The sequence below is a fragment of the Kribbella sp. NBC_00482 genome (genome assembly GCF_036013725.1).
In the GTDB taxonomy this organism is placed as follows: Bacteria; Actinomycetota; Actinomycetes; order Propionibacteriales; family Kribbellaceae; genus Kribbella.
Window position 1 is genome coordinate 3,884,957 of the sequence record NZ_CP107881.1, and the last position, 19,521, is coordinate 3,904,477.

Consider the following 19,521-nt stretch of genomic DNA (forward strand, 5'->3'; position numbering starts at 1 on the left):
AGATCGGAACAACGACGACCTTAGCGTTTGCATTTGTGATTTGCAACCGCAAATCCCGGGAGGAAACGTGACCGACGCGCACACCCGCAACGTCGACCGGCAGATCGAGTGGTACGGCGAACCGCTCGGCGACCGGTTCGGCCGGCTGCTGGCGCGCCTCGGCCTCTCGCAGGCGCAACTTGCCGGGGTGCTGGGGCTCTCGGCGCCGATGTTGTCGCAGCTGATGTCCGGTCATCGGTCGAAGATCAGCAGTCCCGCGGTGCTCTCGCGGCTGCTGCACCTGGAGGCCATGGTCGGCGACGCGGCGTGGGACGCGCTCCCGCCGGACGAACAGTCACGCCGGCTCGCCGACGTACGGGCGGCCGAACGTTCCACGCTGACCATGGTGACCTCCGAGGTCCAGCCCGCCGCCGAGGCCGCGCCCGCCCGGCCGCAGCAGGCACTGGATCCGGTGTCGGTGATCCAGGACGTACTACGGGCCGTGGCGTCGGCGGCCGAGCTCGAAGGCGCCGCCGACCGGCTCGAGCGGGACTACCCGGACCTGGCAGAAGCCCTCCGCGTACTAGGCACCGGCCGCACCCCGGACGCCCGCGCGTACTACACCCGAATCCTCACCGGCCCAGCCTGAACGATCCAGGCGCTGCGGCGGCGTGTAGGAGGCGTTTCGGCCAGTCCGGGTCGTTGCTCTGAGCAATCGGGTAACCGGAGGCCCAGGGGCCTTCCCAGTGGACTTCGATGCCGGGGTTGTGGATGTTGGTGCCGTCCGGGAGGAAGAGGTGCGGGCTGCCCTGTACGGCGTCCGTGACGGCGACGGCGTGGTCGCCCATCACCGCGGATCGCGCCCGGCCGTCGTCGAGGGCGGCGGCCAGTTCGGTGGCGTCGACCGACTCGACGTCGGCCGCGATCTCGAGGATGGTCTGCCGGTGGCCGATCGGCCGGGACTCGAACCAGAAGCCGCGGCGAAGCGCCGCGTCGAGGTCCTCCGACGCCTGCAATCCCTGCGCCTTGGCGGCGTGGACGGCCTCGGCGGCGAGCAACACGGTCGACGGGTAGGTCCAGTCGGGCTGTGTCCACAGGCGGAACCCGATCTCCGGCGCGAGCTGGCCGAGCCCGACCGCCTCGCTGTCGGTCCCCGGCCGCGAGTGCGGACCGTTGAACAGTTCCAGCGCGAACGTGTGGTGATCCAGCCGCACCACCCCGTCCAGCCCGAGCTCGGTCCGCGTCGTCCGCAGCCGGTGAATCGCGACCTGCGCGAACGGGCACAACAGATCCGACCAGACCTGAATCGTCCCGGGTGCGACGTTCACTCGTCCTCCTGGTGGTCGCCCCCGGCCGGGTTGCTGGTGAAGTGCTCCGGCCTGATCAATACCGCCGTACGCCGGTCCGCCGCCATCTCCCGGTCGTACGCCTCCAGGTCCGGATGTACGCCGCCCGCCGCGTGGTAGATGTCCCGCAGCAGCATCCGCAATCGCTCCGCGTCGATCCCGTCCAGCGGATCGTCCGGGCCCGCGAGCTCGACCGATCCGCTCACGCCGATCCACTCCCACTCCGCGCGGAACACGAGCGTCGCGGACGGCGTACGGCGCAGATGCGCGAGCTTCGCCGTACGCCCGCGTGCGACGAACGCGACGACGGGTTCGCCGGTCACCGGATGGTCGAGCACCCCGGCGTTCACCACCGTCGCGGCCGGCTCGCCGGACCGTCGCTGCGTAACGACCACCGCCAGGAAATGATCCCGCTGCCCGAGTTCGTTGATCCGGTCGAGTCCGGCGCGCGTCTCCATGCGGTGACCTTAACGGACTGCGGTCCGTTTCTCAAGGTAAAGGCCAGAGCTGGGGCTGGATCGCCGGATCGGTGTAGTCAGGGTCGGGGGTTCGGCGGACGAGGGTGTCGTTCGGGTGGCTCGCGCCGGGACGCCAGCGGTTGTCGAGCGGTTGCAGATGGATCGCGAGCGAACGCCGAGGCTCCGTACTGAGGTTGGCCGAGCTGCCGTGCACGGTCCGGCAATGGTGGAAGCTGACCTGCCCACGCCGCATCCGAGGTACGACGGGAGCCGGGTCGAACCCCTGCGCGACGATCGACGCCTCCAGCCCCGCCGCGTCCTGCGAGAAGAAGTCCAGCCCGGTCACGGACCACCGATGACTGCCGGGCATGAACCCCACCGCACCGTTCACCTCGTCGACGTCATGGAACCCGACCCAGGCGGTCAGCATGTCGTCCGACGTACACGACTGCCAGTACTGCCGATCCGTGTGCCACCCCACCCGCGCCGATCCACCTGGCGGCTTGTACAGCAGTTGGTCGTGCCACAACCGGATGCCCTCCGCCCCGGACAACGCGGCCGCAGTCGAGGCGATCGCCGGATGCCGAACCAGCGCGGCCAGTTCGTCCACCCGAAGCGACGAGTAGTCGTTCTTCCGCAGTACGTCGCCGTCCTCCGGCCGCCAGCCCCGCGTGGCCGGTACGTCGGGCAACGCCCGATCGTGATCGTCCGCGTAGAACCGCTGCATGCCGCGCTCGGCCGCGTCCAGCACGTCGTCGGGCACGATCACCGGCGAGATCCAGTAACCGTGCTCGCGGAAGAAGGCAATGTCGTCAGCGTCCATGACGACCAACCTAGGAATGGATCGACCCCGGGGGCGTTGCCGATGTTCAGGCAACTGGACACAATCTTCAGGTGTCCATCCATCGGCCCAGCGGGCTGCGTGCCGGCTTCCACGCCGACGGATTCGCGCCAGGCAGCGGTCTGCTGCACGCGGGCGAGCAGTGGGTGCCCGAGCAGTTCCTGATCGAGCCGCACGTCCACCCGGTGTGGGAGATCTACCTGCAGCAGCACGGCACCACGCATTGGGTCGCCGGCGGTGAGAGCTACGCACTGCATCCAGGACACCTGTTCGCCGTACCGCCCGGGATGACTCATCACCTCGCGGGCAGGTCCGGCAATCACCACTTCTACTTCGCCGCGATCGACCTAGAGGTAGTCGGCAGGCGTCACCCGGGACTCAGGATGCCGCGGACCGTCGTACATCGGGAGGCCGGTGAGCTCACGTACGCGTTCGCGCAGTTGGTCCGGGAGCTGACCACGCGGTACGAGTACGCCGAGACGGGCCTGGAGCTCGCGGTGGATCATCTGGTGCTCGCGGTCTCCCGGTCGCTGGCGCCGGCCGCCGTACCGCAGCTCGCGATGCATCCCGCCGTACGGACGGTGAAACGCCTGCTGGACCAGGAGTTCCACGAGCACTGGACGCTGAAGGAGTTGGCGGATCGCGTCGGGCTCGCCCCGGCGTACCTGGCCGAACTGTTCGCCGGTGAGCTCGGCCAGCCACCGCACCGCTACCTCAACGAACGCAGGATCGACCGCGCCCGCCAACTCCTCGAATCCAGCGACGTGACCATCACCGCGCTCGCGCTGAGCCTCGGCTTCAGCTCCAGCCAGCACTTCGCTCGGGTGTTCCGCCAGCTCACCGGCGCCACGCCGACGTCCGTCAGATCGTCACGATCGCGGTGACACCGAGCGCGATCCCGACCAGATAGGTGCCCATGGCACCGACATCGCGGAGCGGGCCGTGGCTCGCGAGCGAGGCGGACCGCAGCATGCCGAGCGCGTGCGTGAACCGGACGACGACGGCCGCGACAGCGAGTACGTCGATCAGCGTGCTGTCGGACAGCGCCGAGCAGACCAGCAGCAGCACGATCATCGTCGGGATGTACTCGGCCGCGTTGCCGTGCGCGCGGACCGCGATCAGCAGCCGGTCGGTCGGATCGCTCGGCTGCTGGTTGCCGCCGCCGCGGAGCGCGCGATTCCGCGTGACGTTGGCGCCGAGCAAGAACAACAAGATGCCCAGCAGCGCAATACAGACAACGGTGATGGTGCTCATACGAGTGCTCCCTTGAACAGGCTGCTGACGATGGTGTGGCTGAGGTGGGTGCCGAGCAGGGCGTCGGTTTTGTGCATGCCGCCGGGACAGGTGACGTTGACCTCGATCAGCCGGCCGTCGATCACGTCGAGGCCGGCGATGACCAGGCCGTGCTTGCGCAGCACCGGTCCGAGTACGCCGACGATCGCGCGGTCGTGGTCGTCGATCTCCGCCGATGCGACCGGCGGCCCGATCCGGAAGTCGTCGTCGGCCGGCCGCCGAAGGACCGCACCGACGATCTCGCCGTCCAGCAGGAACAACCGCTTGTTGCCCTGCGCAACCGTCGGCAGGAATTGCTGCGCGATCACATGCTGTCGCCCGCCGTGCGTGGCCGACTCCAGCAACGCGATCGCACTCCGGTCGTCGCGAACGAGCCAGACGCCGATCCCGGCGAACCCGTCGACCGGCTTCACGACCGCCGTGCCGACGCCCCGCACGAACGACCGCAGCGCCTGCGGATCAGCACCGACGTACGTCGGCGGGCACAGCTCGGGGAACTGCAGCGCGACGAGCTTCTCGTGCATCGCCCGGATCCCCTCCGGCCGGTTGATCACCCGCGTGCCGGCCTGTTCGACGAGATCGAGCAGGTACGTCGTGTGCAGGTACCGCGCGTCGACGGGCGGATCGATCCGCAGCTGAACTACCTCGAACGACGCGACATCGACGACCGCAGTACCGAGCTCGTCCCACCACGTCGAGTCGACGATCCATCGATGGTCGCCACCGGCTACGCGTGGCCGCAGCCGGATCCGCCGAGCCTGCGCGCACACCCGCCCGTCGACGACCGCGAGCTCCTCCGGACCGCAGCACCAGATGTCGAATCCCAGATCCTGCGCCGCACTCATCAACCCGACGCTGGCGTCGATATCGCCCTGCAGACCGGTCAACGGGTCGGTCACGAACAGCATTCCGCTCATGCCGCCACCTCCTGATCCAGTACGCCGGCCGCCGCCGCACGCCACAGTTCTGCCGAAGAAGACCCTTCGAGCGCCCGCAGCACGTCGCGTCGGCGTATGTCGTCGTACATGAGCTGCTCGAGTACGGCGACCGCGCGCTCGACTGCATCTGGTTCAAGAGCGTCGAGGAAGCGCACCTCGAGGTACGTCCCGCGCGGGCGGACCGGTGGGAACAACGTGCTCAGATGCCCAGCCGGACCGTCGACGAAGACCGTGGCAGCCGCGGCGAAGGCGGCGTACGACGCGACCGGATCCTCGTCAAGCAGGAGTCTGTCGTTGAAGGCGGTACGCGCCGGGTCGACCGCCAACCAGGTCGCCAACCGGTCGCTGCGATTGAACCGTGCCGCGAGGAACGGCCCGGCGAGGTTGAGCACCCGCCACTGCTCGAGGCCGGCCCGCCCCGGCCACCAGTCCAAACAGATCTGGGTGGACGCGGTACGGCGCATCATCCGTCGACCGGCCGGCCCGATGCGGTCGAAGTGCCGCTGCATCGCGACGTACCGCGCCGAGGTCAACTGCAACGGCACGTCCTGCCGCGGGTCGACCGGGATCGCCTGCAGCGTGATCCCGGCCAGCCGGCGCCGGAGGTCGGCGGTCAGCGAACGCAGGTCGCCGATCGGATCGAGCGACGGCGGCAGGCTCAGTTCGAGTTGGCCGCCGGGCTCGAAGGTGACGTACGGCGCCGCGAGCGATCCCTCCGCTACCCGCCGCACCTCCTCGATCGGTACGACGCCGCCATCGGCCGCGGCGACGACGTACTCCTGCTCGATCGCGACCCGGACCGTCCGCCGCAGCCCCCGCGCGAACAGACCGGCCACCACCGGGTGCAGTTCTCTGGCCTCCATCGGACCCTCCCTGATACCGTAAGGATTCCTGTCAAAATATTGGAAGGTATCCTTACAACATGTCAAGGCCTCAGGTCCCACGACTTGATCGGAAGCCGCTGATCGCGCTGGTCGAGCGCGCCGCCCGCGCGCTGCAGTCCGACATGGTCCGCCGGGCGCACGCCGACGGGCACACCGAGGTGAAGATGGCCCACAACTCGGTCTTCGGCACACTGCACGCCGAGGGGGCGCGCGCCGCAGACATGGCGGCCCGGGCCGGGATCACCCGGCAATCGATGGGCGAGGTGATCCGCGACATGGTCGCGCTCGACCTGCTGGAGATGCGGTCCGATCCGAACGACGGCCGGGCCAAGGTGGTGACGTACTCCGAGCATGGACTGGACGTGGCCGGCCACGGCTTCGGCTACTTGGGCGAGCTGGAGCGCCGCTTCGCCGAAGAGTTCGGCGAGGAGGAGTACGCCGTCGCCCGCGACGTGCTCGATCGGCTCATCGACGTACTCGACCGGTTCGCGGCCGATCAGGCCTCGTCGTCGGCCGGTGGCAGCGTCGGGTAGTCGCCGATCGGGTAGAGACCGACCGTGAAGCCGTACGTCGTGTCGCCGGCGCGGGGGAGTTGGTCGAACGTGTGGATCAGCGCGTCGACCTGCTGCCAGAACTCCGCGGCACGCTCCTCGGGGATGCGGGCGTGCCGGATGAACGAGCGCATCTGACCCGCGTCGTACGCCGGTTTCGACTCCTCGGCCGCGACCTCGAAATCGTTGAAGTCGTGGGGCAGTTGGCCCTGATCGCCCTGCCGGCCGAGCCCGACGAAGAACATCCGCGCGGCGCGCCCGTAGAACCGCTCCTCGATCGCCCGCACGCGCCGGGTCCGGACCACCTGCAGGATGCCCGCGTCGGCGAGCACCTTCACGTGGTGCGCGACCGTGCTCTTCGGCCGCCCGACCGCGGTGGCCAGCTCCGTCACCGTCGCCGCGCGCTCGTGCAGCAGCCCGAGAAGCGTCGTCCGGAGCGGATCGCTGATCGCCCGCACCTGCTCCGCGGTGGTCAGCTCGACGGTGTCCGCGAGCTCGTAGTCGGGGACCGAACGGTTGATCGACATGGTTCGAATAGACTAGCATCGCCGATTGTTCGGGATATTTGGATCATTGGAGCTGATGATGGCCGAGGTCGTGCTGTACCACCACTCACAGGGGCTGACCGACGGGGTGAAGGCGTTCGCCGACGCGCTCCGGCAGGCGGGCCACACCGTCCACACGCCGGACCTGTACGAAGGCAACACCTACGCGACGCTCGACGAAGGGATGGACTACGCGAGGACCACCGGCTTCGGCGTCATCGCGGAGCGCGGCGTCCAGGCAGCGCAGAGCCTGCCTGAGAGCGTGGTGTACGCCGGGTTCTCGCTCGGCGTGGTGCCTGCTCAGCAGTTGGCGCAAACTCGTCCGGGCGCCACCGGAGCGTTGTTCTACTACTCCTGCCTGCCGGTGGAGGAGTTCGGCGCCTGGCCGGCCGGTGTACCGGTGCAGGTGCACGGCATGGACGAGGACCCGTTCTTCACCGAGGAAGGCGGCGACCTCGACGCTGCCAAGGCCCTGGTCGCCGCCGTCGCCGGTGCCGAACTGTTCCTCTACCCAGGCAAGGAGCACCTGTTCGCCGACTCATCCCTCCCGGGTTACGACGAGGCCGCCGCCAAGCTCGTCCTGGAGCGCACCCTCGCCTTCCTCGGCTGAAACCTGTGAGGGGGAACGGGGGATGAAGGAGGCGATGGCCAGTGCGGTCAACGCCGCGCCGGCGCCGATCAGTAGGACGACCCGGAAGGCACTCTGCGAGGGCAGGGTGTAGCCGCCGAGGCTGATCGTGAGGTTCGCGAGGATCACGCCGGCGACCGCGCTGGACACCGAGGTGCCGATCGACCGCATCAAGGTGTTGAAGCTGTTCGCCGCCGCCGTCTCCGAGACCGGTACCGCGCTCATGATCAGCGCGGGCATCGCGCCGTACGCCAGGCCGATGCCTGCGCCGATCAGCAGCGACACGAGGACGAGCTGCCAGACCGAGCTCATCAGCACACTGCCCACGCCGTACCCGGCCGCGACCACGAGCGCGCCGAGCATCAGCGTGACCTTCGGGCCGCGGGTCTTCGAGATCTTCGCCGAGAACGGTGCGGCGACCAGCATGACCAGACCGGACGGGCCCATCACCAGACCGGATGCGAGCATCGACTGGCCGAGCCCGAAACCGGTTGCCTTCGGCATCTGCAGCAACTGCGGCAGCACCAGCGACATCGCGAACATCGCGAAGCCGAACACCATCGACGCCAGGTTGGTCAGCAGCACCTGCGGGCGGACGGTCGTGCGCAGGTCGACGAGCGGCTCGCTGGTACGACGCTCCCACCAGCCCCAGGTGAGCAACGCGACCACCGCGAGCGCGAACAGGCCGAGCGTCCGCCCGCCGGTCCAGCCCCAGTCGGCGCCCTGAGAGATTGCCAGCAGCAATGAAATAAGGCCGATCGACAGCCCGAGTCCGCCTGGTACGTCGAAGCGGCCGCCGGAGCGCACCGCCGACTCGGGGACGAACCGCACGACCAGCACGAACACGATCGCGCCGAGAGCCGCCGACAGCCAGAACAACGTGTGCCAGTTGAAGTTCTCGGCGAGCAGGGCCGCCGTGGGCAGGCCGAGCGCGCCGCCGACGCCGAGCGAGGCGCTCATCTGCGCGGTCGCCGTACCGAGCTTCTCGGCCGGCAGTTCGTCGCGCATGATGCTGATGCCGAGCGGAATCACGCCCGCGGCCAGGCCCTGCAGCGCGCGGCCCGCGATCATCGGCACGAGCGAACTGCTGAGTGCGGCGACGACCGAGCCCGCGATCAGCATGCCGATGCTGATCAGCAGCATCCGGCGCTTGCCGTACATGTCGCCGAGGCGGCCCATGATCGGGGTCGCTACCGCGGCCGCGAGCAGCGTGGCGGTGATCGCCCAGGCGGTGCCGGCGGCCGAGGCGTTCAGCAGTCGCGGCAGCTCGGGGACGAGCGGGATCACCAGGGTCTGCATCAGCGCGACCGTGATACCGGCCGAGGCGAGCACCGGGACGACGGCGCCGGTGCGTACAGGCGCCGGCGGCGCCTCGCCCAGGTCGGTGGGGGTAGCTGACATCGGGTGCCTCCGGGACAACTAGATAGTTGGTTTGTGCAACTACACGTTAAGTCAGTCAGTTGACTTAAGCAAGCTCAGCGGGCAAGCTGGAGGGGAAATCAACTCGGAGGTGGTTTCCAGTGACGGACAGCGACGAGATCGTGGACTACCCGATCCCGCCGGTCGATGCGATCCAGCCGCCGCCGGAGTGGGAGCGCATGCGGCAGCAGTGCCCGGTCGCCCACGTCCGGCTGCCCAGCGGCGACCAGGCCACGCTTCTGACCCGGTACGACGACGTGAAGCAGGTGCTGGCCGACCCGCGGTTCACCCGTACCGCTGATGACGCGGCGCGGGTCAGCGACAGCGAGTCCGGCGGCGTGTTCAACAGTGAGATGGCGAATTCGCTGCCGCAGTCCGGTGACGCGCACCAGCGCTGGCGGCGGCGGATCACCAAGTGGTTCACGGCCAAGCGGATGATCGCGCTCCGCCCTGGTATCGAGGCGATGGCCGACCGGCTGGTCGACGAGATGATCAAGCAGGGCAAGCCTGCCGATCTCAAGGCGAGCTTGGGCTTCCCGCTGCCGGTCTGGGTGATCTGCGACCTGCTCGGTGTCCCCGAGTCCGACCGCGACCGGTTCGCCTACTGGTCCGACACGTTGCTGAACCTGACCCGCTACGAGCAGGCCGAGATCGACGCCGCGCAGGCGGAGTTCGTCGCCTACATGGCCGGTCACATCGCCGCCAAGCGCGAGGCTCCGGGCGAGGACCTGCTCAGTGAGCTGATCACCGGCACGGACACCGCAGGGGAGCGGATGACCGACCGGATGCTCGTCTCCACCGGTATGGGCCTGCTGGTCGCCGGCCACGAGACCACGGCCAACATGATCGGCAAGATGATGGCGATGCTGCTCGCCGACCGTCGTCACTGGGAGGCGTTGCTCGCCGATCCAGCCCTGGTCCGGACCGCCGTCGAGGAGACGTTGCGGTCCGACGCGAATCCCGGTTTCGGCATGATCCGGTACCTGTCCGAGGACGTCGAGGTGTCCGGCGGCGTACTGCCCGCGGGGACGACCGCGGTCTGCAGCATGGGCTCGGCGAACCGGGACGAGAGCGTGTTCGCCGGCGCGGCCGAGCTGGACCTGAGCCGCAGCCCGAACGTGCACCTGTCCTTCGGGGCAGGTCCGCATTCCTGTATCGGGCAACCACTCGCGCGGTTGGAGCTGCAGGTCACGCTCGAGGTGCTGCTCCGCCGTCTCCCGACGCTGGAGCTGGCCGTCGCGGCGGCAGACTTACGTCCGGTTGAGGGACTCGCAGTCGGCGGGCTCCGGGAAGTACCGGTGAAGTGGTGATGATGATGGCCAAGGACGTACGAGCGGTCCGGGTGAACGCGACCCGTGAGCTGATCCTGACCACGGCGGAGCGGATGTTCGCCGAGCGCGGTGTGCACGAGGTGTCGAACCGGCAGATCAGCGAAGCGGCCGGTCAGGGCAACAACACGGCCGTCGGCTACCACTTCGGCACCAAGGTGGATCTGGTACGGGCGATCGTGCGCAAGCACTCCGAGCCGATCGAGGAGCGGCGCAAGGAGCTGCTGGCCGAACTCGGGCCGACGCCGGACGTGCGGGACTGGGTGACGGTTCTGGTGCGGTCCGCCACCGATCACATGGGCAGCCTCGGTACGCCGTGCTGGCTGGCCCGGTTCAGCGCCCAGCTGATGAACGATCCGTCGCTGCGGCAGATCCAGATCGAGGAGTCGCTCACCTCACCGACACTGCAGCAGCTCCTGGAAGGCCTCAACGTCTGTCTGGTCGACCTTCCGGTGCCGGTCAGGATCGAACGCAACGACATGGCGCGGCACTTGATCATCCAGATGACCGCCGAGTTCGAACGTGCGCTGGCCGAGGGCACGCCGACCGCGCGAGCGACCTGGCAGGAGATGGCCGACGGGCTCATCGACGGCATCGTCGGTCTGTGGACCGCTCCGGTGACTGCATGAGTGTGCTGGTCGTGGGCGCGTCCGCGGCCGGGCTGTCGACCGTGGAAGCCCTTCGGCGTAAGGGATATCAGGAGCCGATCACAGTGGTCGGCGCCGAATGGCATCTACCGTACGACCGGCCGCCGCTGTCCAAGCAGTTCCTCTGCGGAGACTGGGACGAGGACCGGACCAGGCTCCGTCCGGACACGATGCTGTCGGCGCTCGAGGCCGAGTTCGTTCTGGGCGATCCTGCGGTCGCCCTCGACGGGCGAAGGGTGCACACCGCCTCGGGACGAGTGCTGTCGGCCGACACGGTGGTGATCGCCACCGGTCTCACACCGCGTCGCCTGCCTGGTCCAGAGCTCGAAGGAGTGCATGTACTGCGGACCCTCGACGACGCGGCCGCCCTCCGTAAGGATCTCGTCGAGGCGCAGCGCGTGGTCGTCGTCGGCGACGGCGTACTCGGATGTGAGATCGCCGCGACTGCCCGGAAGCTGGGGCCGGCTGTCACGATGGCCGGCCCGCAGGCGGTGCCGCTGGAGAGTCAGCTCGGTCCGATGGTTGGCGGACTGCTCGCTGAGCTGCACAGGTCTGAAGGTGTGGACCTTCGTCTTGGTACGGCGGTGACCGGGCTGACGGACGTCGACGGTCGAGTGAGCGGCGTACAACTGGCCGACGGCGACGTACTGCCTGCGGATGTCGTGGTCGTCGCGCTAGGTGCGGTGCCGGCGACGGAGTGGCTCGAAGGCAGCGGTCTTCGGATCGACAACGGGGTGGTGTGTGACGCCTTCTGTCGCGCGGCGGACGGGGTCTTCGCGGCCGGTGATGTGGCGCGATGGCAGCACGAGGATTCCCTGCTGCGCCTGGAGAATCGGACCAACGCCACCGAGCAGGCGGCCTGTGTCGCCGCCAACATCATCGGTGATCAGCAGTCCTATCGTCCGGTGCCGTACTTCTGGACCGATCAGTTCGCCACCAAGATCCAGGTCCACGGTGTGCCGTCGGAGGCCGCTGAAGTGACCGTTGCCGAAGGCAACCTCGACGAACGCCGGTTCGTCGTCCACTACCGCCGGGACGGCCGCGTCGTCGCCGTCCTCGGCTGGAACATGCCGAAACAAACTCGCCTGCACCGGGAGCACCTGGTGCACGCGTAAGACCTCTCTGGGGAAGGACTTGTATGACTACTCCTGTCTATCCGATGACCCGGGCGGAAGGCTGCCCGTTCGATCCACCGCCGAAGCTGCGTGAGCTGCAGGACGAGGCGCCGCTGGTCAAGGTGCAGGTCTTCGACAAGACTGCCTGGCTGGTCACCCGGTACGCCGATCAACGCAAGCTGCTCGCCGATCCGCGGCTCAGCTCCGACGTCACCGCCCCCGGGTACCCGAGCCAGACCGCGATGGCGCCGCAGTCCCGCGAGGGCGTCGGGATCGGCTTCATCCTGATGGACGATCCCGAGCATGCCCGGCTGCGCCGGATGGTCACCGCGCCGTTCATGATCAAGCGGGTGGAGGCGATGCGTCCGCGGGTCCAGAAGATCGTCGACGGGCTGATCGACGACCTGCTGGCCGGCCCGAAGCCGGTCGACCTGATGGAGGCGTTCGCGCTGCCGGTTCCGTCGCTGGTGATCTGCGAACTGCTCGGCGTCCCGTACGCGGACCACGACTTCTTCCAGCAGAACAGCAAGCAGCTGATCAGCCTCACCGCGACGCCCGAGGAGCGGGGTCAGGCGCACGGCAACCTTGGTGCCTACCTGTACAACCTGGTCGGCGAGAAGCTCGAGAACCCGGGCGACGATCTCCTGTCCGGGCTGACCGAGCGGGTCAAGGCCGGTGAACTGACCCGGCAGGACGCGGCCGGGATGGGCGTCCTGCTGCTGCTCGCCGGGCACGAGACCACCGCCAACATGATTGCCCTCGGCACTCTTGCGCTGCTGGAGCACCCGTCGCAGCTGACCGTGTTGCAGGAGACCGATGACCCGAAGGTGGTCGCGGGTGCGGTCGAGGAACTGTTGCGGTACCTCAACATCACCCACAACGGCCGCCGCCGCGCGGTGCTCGAGGACATCGAGCTCGACGGTCAGGTGATCAAGGCCGGCGAGGGCCTGATCTTCCCCAACGACATCGGCAACCGGGACCCGTCGGCGTTCCCGGACCCGGACACGCTCGATCTGCACCGCGACGCCCGTCACCACGTGGCGTTCGGCTTCGGCGTACATCAGTGCCTTGGGCAACCATTGGCGCGGATGGAGCTGCAGGTCGTCTACAGCACCCTCTACCGCCGCATCCCCACCCTGCGCCGGGCGGCCGAGCTGGACGAGATCCCGTTCAAGCACGACGGATCCGTGTACGGCGTCCACTCGCTGCCCGTCACCTGGTAATCGGAGGAGCCACCATGAAGATCATCATCGACCAGGACAAGTGCGTCGCGTCGGGGCAGTGTGTCACCGCGGCCGTCGACGTGTTCGACCAGCGTGACGAGGACGGCATCGTCGTACTCCTCACCGACAACCCACCCGAAGATCTGGCCGCCGACGTCCACCAGGCCGCGGCCGTCTGCCCCGCCCTCGCGATCGTCGTCGAGGACTGATCAGCCGAACGCGGCGCGATTCCGGTCGGCCCAGGCACGGAAGCTGCGTGCGGGCCGGCCGGTGAGGTCCTGGACGGTCGTGGTGACGAGGTCGGAGGCTGGGCGGTTCTGGGCGCTGCCGATGAGCGCCTCGACGAGTGCCGGCGGGCGACCGTCAGCCAGCAGTTGCGTTCGCGCGTCGTCGAACGGGGTTGCGTCGAACGTCAGCTCGCGACCGAGCACCTCGCCGAGGATCCGCACCTGATCGTCCCGGCTGAGTACGTCGGGACCGGTGAGCGTGTGGGTGGTGCCCGGCTGCGAATCACGCAGTACGGCGGCAGCGACCGCGGCGATGTCCGCGGGGTCGATCACCGCGGTGGCGGCGCTGTCCGGCCCGCGTACGACATCACCGGCCTTGAGCTGCCCCGCCCAACCGAGCGCGTTGGACCCAAAGGTGTCAGCGCGCAGGATCGTCCACTCCAACCCTGACGCCTGCACGGCCGTCTCCAGATCGGCGTGCAGCCGCGTGATCGGATCCGTGTCAGCCCCGAACCGGACTGCCGACGAGGACAGATAGACAACCCGCCGCGCAGACTCCGCGATCTTCGTCAGCACCGTGTCCGCGCCCTCGGAGGTGAGGAACGGCCAGATCAGGAAGACGGAGTCGACGCCCTCCAGATCGAGCGTCTCGGGCCGGGCGAGATCGGCACCGGAGGAGCGGTCGAGGGCACGCGCCTCCGGCAACAGCGCGGCCAGTTCGCGGCCGACGTTGCCTGTCGCGCCAGTCAAGAGGATCACCCTTTCGGCAACTCTCCCCGGCACTGTCGGTATTCCCGGCTACAGTGCTGAAGATGATCAACGGAGCGCATGTGATCATCTACACCACCGACGCCGAAGCGGACCGCGCGTTCTTCCGGGACGTGCTGGAGTACCCCTCGGTGGACGCGGGCTACGGCTGGCTGATCTTCAAGCTGCCACCGGCCGAGGTTGCGATGCATCCGGCGGAGGCCGCGTCGCACGAGCTGTTCCTGATGTGCGACAACCTCGAGCAGACGACGGCAGACCTGTCCGAGCGCGGCGTGGAGTTCGTGCGACCGGTCGAGCGGCAGCCGTGGGGTGTGCTGACCGCGTTCCGGTTGCCGGGCGGGAGCGAGGTCGGGCTGTACGAGCCGCTGCATGAGCGGGCGCATGATCTCTGAGTTCCGGATCGCTGTTCCGGACGCGGAGATCGCGGATCTGCGGGGTCGGCTCGAGCAGGTTCGTTGGCCTCAGCAACTACCTGGCGACGGGTGGGAGCGTGGGGTTCCGATCGGGTACCTGCGGCGGGTGGTCGAGCGGTGGGCGGCGTACGACTGGCGGGCCTGGGAGGCGCGGCTCAACGCGTATCCGCAGTACACGACCGAGATCGACGGGCAGACGATTCACTTCCTGCACGTGCGGTCGCCCGAGCCGGATGCGTTGCCGTTGCTGCTCACGCACGGGTGGCCGGGGTCGGTGGCCGAGTTCCTCGAAGTACTCGGGCCGTTGACCGATCCGGCGGCGTACGGCGGGGATCCGCGCGATGCGTTTCACGTCGTCGCGCCGTCCGTGCCGGGGCACGGGTTCTCGGTGCCGTTGACGTCCGGCTGGGATCACGCGCGGATCGCCCGCGCGTGGGCGGAGCTGATGCGTCGCCTGGGGTACGAGCGGTACGGCGCGCAAGGCGGCGACACGGGATCGGTCGTCTCGCCTCTCGTGGGACAGGTGGATACGACGCACGTGATCGGCGTACACATCAATGGGGGACTGGCGTATCCGGCGCTCGAACCGGGTGATCGCGAGCAGTTGAACGACGTCGAGCGGGAGCGGCTCGCGGCGGCCGAGCGGTTGCGTGCTGTCGGGACCGGGTACGCCGAGTTGCAGGGGACTCGGCCGCAGACGGTGTCGTTCGGGCTGAGCGATTCGCCGGTCGGGCAGCTGGCGTGGATTCTGGAGAAGTTCTGGGAGTGGACCGATCCGGCACGCGAACTGCCCGAGGACGCGGTCGATCTCGATCACCTGCTGACGGACGTCTCGATCTACTGGTTCACCAACACCAGCGCGACCTCCGCCAACCTGTACTACGAGAATCGGCAGACCGTCGACGACATAACGCCCGGTGTGCCGACAGGCGTCGCGGTCTTCCCGACTGATCCAGCCATCCGGCGCGTGCTTGAACGCCGGCACCACATCGTCCATTGGTCAGAGTTCACCCAAGGCGGCCACTTCGCCGCCCTCGAGACCCCCGACGTACTCACCCACGACATCCGAACCTTCTTCCGCCTGGTCCGATAGCCGCGAACCTCGTGCGTCCAGCAGGCGTGATCAAATTGGGTGGCATGACCTTTGGGGTGGAGGAGGCTCAGCGGTGGAGGACGAGGCACTGACCGGGGGGATGGCGAACGCGGGCGCGGTGCTGCGTCGGGGTGCGGTGGTGGAGCGGCCGGCTCCGCCCAATGCCCGTGCGATCCACGCTCATCTCAAGGCACTGGCGGACCGCGGGTTCGACGCCGCCCCCATCCCGGTACGGATCTCTCCCACGGGACGTGAGGAACTCACCTTCATTCCTGGCGATGTCGCACTGGCGCCCTATCCGGCGTGGGCACTGACGGAGACCGCTCTGTTCTCCGTGGGGGCTTTGCTGCGGCGTCTGCATGAGGTGTCCGCGGACATCCCCCTCGACCTCTCCGCGGACTGGTCCTCGGATCTGGCCGATCCGCAGGGCGGCACGCTGCTGTGCCACAACGACGTCTGCGTGGAGAACGTGATCTTCCGCGACGGACGTGCCGCTGCCGTGATCGACTTCGATCTGGCAGCACCGGGTCGGCCGATCTGGGATGTGGCCATGGCGGCCCGCTACTGGGTGCCGATGCTCGACCCCGAATCGGCGGCCGTGTCAGGGCGCGACCACCTCGACACCATGAAGCGACTCCGCGTCCTCGCCGACGGCTACGACCTGACCCCGCAGGACCGGGTCGACCTACCTGACGTCATCGAGCAGGCCACCGAGGTAGCCCGCTCCTTCGTCGCTGCCCGAGTGGCCGACGGTGAGGCGGCCTTCACCCTGGCATTGGCCGAGCACGGCGGCTGGGAACGCTGGGACCGCATCCAGTCATGGATGGCAGCCCACCGGACCGCCTTCGCCCACGCTCTCCTGGCCTGAACGGCGTGCTGCCATTCGTGCGGTTTGTTGGTAGGCGGGCGGGAGCTACGAAGGACAGGAGGGCTCCGTCGCGGTCTACTGTTGCGTCTGGCCAGCGGCGGCGGATCATGCGGATCGAGCGTTCGTTGGCGGCGCTGACGACGAACAGGAAGTGCGTCGCGCCGGACGCGATCGCGTCGGCGGCGGCGATGGACAGCATCCGGACCCCGAGGCCGCGGCGCTGGTCCTCCTCGGCGATCACGGCCGCCAGTTCGGCGGTCGACTCGCCGGGGGCCCAGGCCCACATCGCGTGGCCGACGATCGTCTCGTCGCGGGTCGCGACGAAGGCGGTGCCGGTCGGGCACAGCATCCGCAGCAGCAACGCCTCGCGTGGCGGCGTACCGATCGCGGTCTGGAACCGGAAGTAGCGGCTGAGGTCCGTCAGCCCGGACAACATCCTCGCCAACTCGTCCGCGTCGGGTTCGCCGGCGCGGCGGACGAGTGGCGGTCTCGTCTGAGTCTGATTCACGGATTCAGCCTCGCTCCACTTGGCTGAGTCTGTCAAGCGGACTTATCATCGAGTCATGAGTACGGCAGTGGATGAGCAGATGCCGGAGGCGATGAACTGGTCCACGGAGAACTGCACGATCTCCCGGACGATGGACATCCTCGGCGACAAGTGGACTTTTCACGTCCTGCGCGAGATCTTCGTCGGCGTCCGCCGGTTCGAGGACATCCGGGCCCGGGCCGGTGTCCCGCGTCAGGTCCTCACCGAGCGGCTCGCCGCCCTGATCGAGCGCGGTCTGATCCGCCGCCACCCGTACCGCCTGCCCGGTCAGCGCGAACGCTCGGAGTACCGGCTGACCCAGGCCGGGCTCGACCTCTACCCGGTGCTGGTGGCAATGATCCAGTGGGCCGACCAGTACCTGCCGCTCGACTCCGGCCCGCCGATCGAGCCGCGCCACCGCGGCGACTGCGGCGAGCGCGTCACGGTGGTCATGCAGTGCGAGGGCGGCCACGAGGCGACCCCACGTGACGTTGCCTTCCGCCCCGGACCGGGCGCCCAACCGCGCTGACCGTCGAGGTCAGCGGTCGAGGTCTGCGATTGCCCTGCGGAGGATGGATTCCGTCTCGCGGGGCTGGGCCGCGGTGATCGACACGGCGTCCATGGTGACGACGTACGTGTCCAGCTCGTCGCGCTTGTCGAGGTAGACGGCGCTGGTCAGGTGCTCGATGTAGACGATGTCCGGAAGGTCGGCGTCGTTGAACCGGAGCAGCGTGAACGCGCCGCCGGTCGCGGTGTACCCGCCCTTCTCGAACGGGATGATCTGCAGCGTCACGTTGTGCCGCCGCGCCGATTCGATCAGGAACTCCAACTGGGCCTTGAGGATCTCGCGGCTGCCGATCGGACGTCGCAGTACCGCCTCGTCGATCACTGCCCACAGTCGCGCAGGTCGTTGCCGCGTCAACACTTCCTGGCGGCTCATTCGCAACGACACAAGGCGATCCTGCTCGGCCCGCGACAACGGCCGGTCCTGCTGGCCGAGTTGTACGACGGACCGCGCGTAGTCCGGCGTCTGCAGCAGTCCCGGAACGAACTGCAGCTCGAACGTACGAATCAGATCGGCCGCCATCTCCAGACCGAGGTAGGAGTGGAACCACTGCGGCGTCAGGTCGTCGTACCGTTGCCACCAGCCCGGGTTGTTCGCGTCGCGGGCCAGGGTCAGCAGCCGGTCGCGTTCCTCGCCGTCCTCGAGTTTGTACAGCGTCAGCAGGTCGTCGACGTCACGCACCTTGAACCCGACCCGGCCGAGCTCGAGACGGCTGATCTTGGACTCCGAGCCGCGAATCGCCCAGCCCGCATCGGTGCGGGTGACGCCCGCGCCCTCACGGAGTCGGCGCAGGTGTACCCCAAGCATGATGCGCAGGGCGGTCGGGCCGCCGTACGCGCCCGGCTCGGTCACCTCTCGCCTCCCAGCAGATGCGTCCCCGGTACCGACAGCAGATCATTTCACAACGGATCGTAATCTCGTGCACGCCGACGCGCCTACGCGGTGTGTTCACGACACCCTACGGTCAGTAGAGTCGGTTGCACAGAATCCGATCACTCTCTGCGAGGTCCACTGATGGTCGATGCCAGCAAGGCGCCCAGTTCGGTCCCGGTCGGCGTGGACACCTCCCGGGCCAGTATCGCCCGGGTGTACGACGCCTTCTTGGGCGGCAAGGACAACTTCGAGGTCGACCGCGAGGTACTGCGCGGGGTCCAGGCCGCCGCGCCGCAGGCCCAGGACCTGGCCTGGTCGAACCGGAACTTCCTGATCCGCTCCTGCCGGTTCCTGGCCGGCCAGGCGGGGATCACGCAGTACCTCGACTGCGGGTCCGGTCTGCCGACCGCCGAGAACACCCACCAGGTCGTGCAGCGGATCCAGCCCGAGGCCAAGGTGCTCTACATCGACAACGACCCGGTGGTGCTCGCGCACGGCCGCGCGCTGCTCGAGGAGAACGAGAACACGCTGTTCGTCAGCGCCGACATCTTCGACCCGGACGAGGTGCTGAGCAAGCCCGAGGTGCGCGAGTTCCTCGACTTCAACGAGCCGATCGCCGTGATCCAGGCCGGCACGCTGCACCACTACATCGGCACCGAAGGTGCGCAGATCATGCAGAAGTACATCGACGCGGTGGTGCCCGGGTCGTACACGGTGATCTCGCACTTCTTCGACCCGGAGACTCCGGAACACACCGAGGTCGCCCAGAAGATGGAGGACAAGTTCATCCACAGCCCGATGGGCAGCGGCAGGTTCCGCACCCGGAAGGAGCTGATGGAGTTCTTCCCGGACCAGGAGCTGGTCACCCCGGGCCTGGTGCTCTGCGACGACTGGTGGCCGGACGGCCCGCGGCTCAAGCCGCTGAACCAGGTGGAGGAGTGCATCGTCGGCGCGGTCGGCCACAAGGTCTGAGTGTTCGGCACGACGCCCGGG

25 protein-coding genes are annotated in these 19,521 nt (G+C 68.4%); 14 read left to right on the forward strand and 11 right to left on the reverse strand.

Annotation, left to right across the window (positions count from 1 at the left end; genetic code table 11):
* The first annotated feature begins 67 nt into the window (after nucleotides 1–67).
* Entirely contained in the window at nucleotides 68–628 is a 561-nt protein-coding gene (locus tag OHB24_RS19145) for a helix-turn-helix domain-containing protein (protein WP_327640423.1), read from the forward strand.
* Here the strand turns inward: OHB24_RS19145 and OHB24_RS19150 are convergent.
* From OHB24_RS19150 to OHB24_RS19160, 3 genes are read right to left on the reverse strand one after another with little or no spacing between them, the layout of a single operon-like run.
* Complete coding sequence (locus OHB24_RS19150; protein ID WP_327640424.1) at nucleotides 612–1,307, reverse strand: DsbA family oxidoreductase; 696 nt, start codon at nucleotides 1,305–1,307, stop codon at nucleotides 612–614. The genes OHB24_RS19145 and OHB24_RS19150 overlap by 17 nt on opposite strands.
* Complete coding sequence (locus tag OHB24_RS19155) at nucleotides 1,304–1,783, reverse strand: pyridoxamine 5'-phosphate oxidase (protein ID WP_327640425.1); 480 nt, start codon at nucleotides 1,781–1,783, stop codon at nucleotides 1,304–1,306. Before OHB24_RS19155 ends, OHB24_RS19150 begins: the two co-directional genes overlap by 4 nt.
* A gap of 31 nt (nucleotides 1,784–1,814) precedes the next feature.
* Nucleotides 1,815–2,606: a phytanoyl-CoA dioxygenase family protein gene (locus OHB24_RS19160; protein WP_327640426.1), complete on the reverse strand. Its 792-nt coding sequence runs from the start codon at nucleotides 2,604–2,606 to the stop codon at nucleotides 1,815–1,817.
* Nucleotides 2,607–2,677: 71 nt separating this feature from the next.
* Between OHB24_RS19160 and OHB24_RS19165 the strand changes: the two genes are divergently transcribed.
* The gene (locus OHB24_RS19165) at nucleotides 2,678–3,508 is read left to right on the forward strand and encodes a helix-turn-helix transcriptional regulator (protein ID WP_327640427.1); all 831 of its coding nucleotides are present in this window, start codon (nucleotides 2,678–2,680) and stop codon (nucleotides 3,506–3,508) included.
* Here OHB24_RS19165 and OHB24_RS19170 read toward each other — a convergent pair.
* From OHB24_RS19170 to OHB24_RS19180, 3 genes are read right to left on the reverse strand one after another with little or no spacing between them, the layout of a single operon-like run.
* The gene (locus OHB24_RS19170; RefSeq protein WP_327640428.1) at nucleotides 3,486–3,878 is read right to left on the reverse strand and encodes an MAPEG family protein; all 393 of its coding nucleotides are present in this window, start codon (nucleotides 3,876–3,878) and stop codon (nucleotides 3,486–3,488) included. The genes OHB24_RS19165 and OHB24_RS19170 overlap by 23 nt on opposite strands.
* On the reverse strand, nucleotides 3,875–4,834 hold the full coding sequence (locus OHB24_RS19175) for a hypothetical protein (protein ID WP_327640429.1): 960 nt from the start codon (nucleotides 4,832–4,834) through the stop codon (nucleotides 3,875–3,877). Before OHB24_RS19175 ends, OHB24_RS19170 begins: the two co-directional genes overlap by 4 nt.
* Entirely contained in the window at nucleotides 4,831–5,718 is an 888-nt protein-coding gene (locus OHB24_RS19180) for a glutamate-cysteine ligase family protein (RefSeq protein WP_327640430.1), read from the reverse strand. The genes OHB24_RS19175 and OHB24_RS19180 overlap by 4 nt, the downstream gene beginning before the upstream one ends.
* Before the next feature lie 59 nt (nucleotides 5,719–5,777).
* Here OHB24_RS19180 and OHB24_RS19185 point away from each other — a divergent pair, with 59 nt between their 5' ends.
* Nucleotides 5,778–6,272: a MarR family winged helix-turn-helix transcriptional regulator gene (locus tag OHB24_RS19185; protein ID WP_327640431.1), complete on the forward strand. Its 495-nt coding sequence runs from the start codon at nucleotides 5,778–5,780 to the stop codon at nucleotides 6,270–6,272.
* Here the strand turns inward: OHB24_RS19185 and OHB24_RS19190 are convergent.
* A complete protein-coding gene (locus tag OHB24_RS19190; protein ID WP_327640432.1) occupies nucleotides 6,236–6,817 on the reverse strand; it encodes an ArsR/SmtB family transcription factor in 582 nt (193 codons plus the stop codon). The two genes, OHB24_RS19185 and OHB24_RS19190, sit on opposite strands and share 37 nt — an antisense overlap.
* 58 nt (nucleotides 6,818–6,875) lie before the next feature.
* Here OHB24_RS19190 and OHB24_RS19195 point away from each other — a divergent pair, with 58 nt between their 5' ends.
* Nucleotides 6,876–7,445 (forward strand): dienelactone hydrolase family protein, encoded by a 570-nt coding sequence (locus OHB24_RS19195; protein WP_327640433.1) that lies wholly within the window; start codon nucleotides 6,876–6,878, stop codon nucleotides 7,443–7,445.
* On the opposite strand, the gene OHB24_RS19200 is transcribed toward OHB24_RS19195, so the two are convergent.
* Nucleotides 7,374–8,864, reverse strand: coding sequence for an MFS transporter (locus OHB24_RS19200; protein ID WP_327640434.1), 1,491 nt, complete (start codon nucleotides 8,862–8,864; stop codon nucleotides 7,374–7,376). The two genes, OHB24_RS19195 and OHB24_RS19200, sit on opposite strands and share 72 nt — an antisense overlap.
* Before the next feature lie 119 nt (nucleotides 8,865–8,983).
* Here OHB24_RS19200 and OHB24_RS19205 point away from each other — a divergent pair, with 119 nt between their 5' ends.
* The 5 genes from OHB24_RS19205 to OHB24_RS19225 are packed head-to-tail and all read left to right on the forward strand — an operon-like array spanning nucleotide 8,984 to nucleotide 13,404.
* Nucleotides 8,984–10,192: a cytochrome P450 gene (locus OHB24_RS19205; protein WP_327640435.1), complete on the forward strand. Its 1,209-nt coding sequence runs from the start codon at nucleotides 8,984–8,986 to the stop codon at nucleotides 10,190–10,192.
* Nucleotides 10,192–10,839: a TetR/AcrR family transcriptional regulator gene (locus tag OHB24_RS19210; protein WP_327640436.1), complete on the forward strand. Its 648-nt coding sequence runs from the start codon at nucleotides 10,192–10,194 to the stop codon at nucleotides 10,837–10,839. The genes OHB24_RS19205 and OHB24_RS19210 overlap by 1 nt, the downstream gene beginning before the upstream one ends.
* Entirely contained in the window at nucleotides 10,836–11,972 is a 1,137-nt protein-coding gene (locus OHB24_RS19215) for an NAD(P)/FAD-dependent oxidoreductase (RefSeq protein WP_327640437.1), read from the forward strand. The genes OHB24_RS19210 and OHB24_RS19215 overlap by 4 nt, the downstream gene beginning before the upstream one ends.
* Nucleotides 11,973–11,995: 23 nt before the next feature.
* Complete coding sequence (locus OHB24_RS19220) at nucleotides 11,996–13,195, forward strand: cytochrome P450 (protein ID WP_327640438.1); 1,200 nt, start codon at nucleotides 11,996–11,998, stop codon at nucleotides 13,193–13,195.
* 14 nt (nucleotides 13,196–13,209) lie between these two features.
* Nucleotides 13,210–13,404, forward strand: coding sequence for a ferredoxin (locus OHB24_RS19225; protein WP_131460185.1), 195 nt, complete (start codon nucleotides 13,210–13,212; stop codon nucleotides 13,402–13,404).
* Here the strand turns inward: OHB24_RS19225 and OHB24_RS19230 are convergent, their stop codons facing one another.
* The gene (locus OHB24_RS19230) at nucleotides 13,405–14,181 is read right to left on the reverse strand and encodes a nucleoside-diphosphate sugar epimerase (protein ID WP_327640439.1); all 777 of its coding nucleotides are present in this window, start codon (nucleotides 14,179–14,181) and stop codon (nucleotides 13,405–13,407) included.
* Between the two features lie 53 nt (nucleotides 14,182–14,234).
* Between OHB24_RS19230 and OHB24_RS19235 the strand changes: the two genes are divergently transcribed.
* The 3 genes from OHB24_RS19235 (at nucleotide 14,235) to OHB24_RS19245 (ending at nucleotide 16,564) form a co-directional block, all read left to right on the forward strand.
* Entirely contained in the window at nucleotides 14,235–14,582 is a 348-nt protein-coding gene (locus tag OHB24_RS19235; RefSeq protein ID WP_327640440.1) for a VOC family protein, read from the forward strand.
* Nucleotides 14,572–15,696: an epoxide hydrolase family protein gene (locus OHB24_RS19240; protein ID WP_327640441.1), complete on the forward strand. Its 1,125-nt coding sequence runs from the start codon at nucleotides 14,572–14,574 to the stop codon at nucleotides 15,694–15,696. The genes OHB24_RS19235 and OHB24_RS19240 overlap by 11 nt, the downstream gene beginning before the upstream one ends.
* A gap of 73 nt (nucleotides 15,697–15,769) precedes the next feature.
* On the forward strand, nucleotides 15,770–16,564 hold the full coding sequence (locus tag OHB24_RS19245) for a phosphotransferase (RefSeq protein WP_327640442.1): 795 nt from the start codon (nucleotides 15,770–15,772) through the stop codon (nucleotides 16,562–16,564).
* Here the strand turns inward: OHB24_RS19245 and OHB24_RS43320 are convergent.
* Nucleotides 16,461–17,000 (reverse strand): GNAT family N-acetyltransferase, encoded by a 540-nt coding sequence (locus OHB24_RS43320; RefSeq protein ID WP_442913995.1) that lies wholly within the window; start codon nucleotides 16,998–17,000, stop codon nucleotides 16,461–16,463. The two genes, OHB24_RS19245 and OHB24_RS43320, sit on opposite strands and share 104 nt — an antisense overlap.
* Before the next feature lie 127 nt (nucleotides 17,001–17,127).
* On the opposite strand from OHB24_RS43320, the gene OHB24_RS19255 reads away from it, so the two are divergent.
* Nucleotides 17,128–17,619: a winged helix-turn-helix transcriptional regulator gene (locus tag OHB24_RS19255; protein ID WP_327640444.1), complete on the forward strand. Its 492-nt coding sequence runs from the start codon at nucleotides 17,128–17,130 to the stop codon at nucleotides 17,617–17,619.
* A 9-nt stretch (nucleotides 17,620–17,628) separates the two neighbouring features.
* Here OHB24_RS19255 and OHB24_RS19260 read toward each other — a convergent pair whose 3' ends face one another.
* Nucleotides 17,629–18,507, reverse strand: coding sequence for a helix-turn-helix domain-containing protein (locus OHB24_RS19260; RefSeq protein ID WP_327640445.1), 879 nt, complete (start codon nucleotides 18,505–18,507; stop codon nucleotides 17,629–17,631).
* 162 nt (nucleotides 18,508–18,669) lie between these two features.
* Here OHB24_RS19260 and OHB24_RS19265 point away from each other — a divergent pair, with 162 nt between their 5' ends.
* Nucleotides 18,670–19,500 (forward strand): SAM-dependent methyltransferase, encoded by an 831-nt coding sequence (locus OHB24_RS19265; RefSeq protein WP_327640446.1) that lies wholly within the window; start codon nucleotides 18,670–18,672, stop codon nucleotides 19,498–19,500.
* Nucleotides 19,501–19,521: the final 21 nt, after the last annotated feature.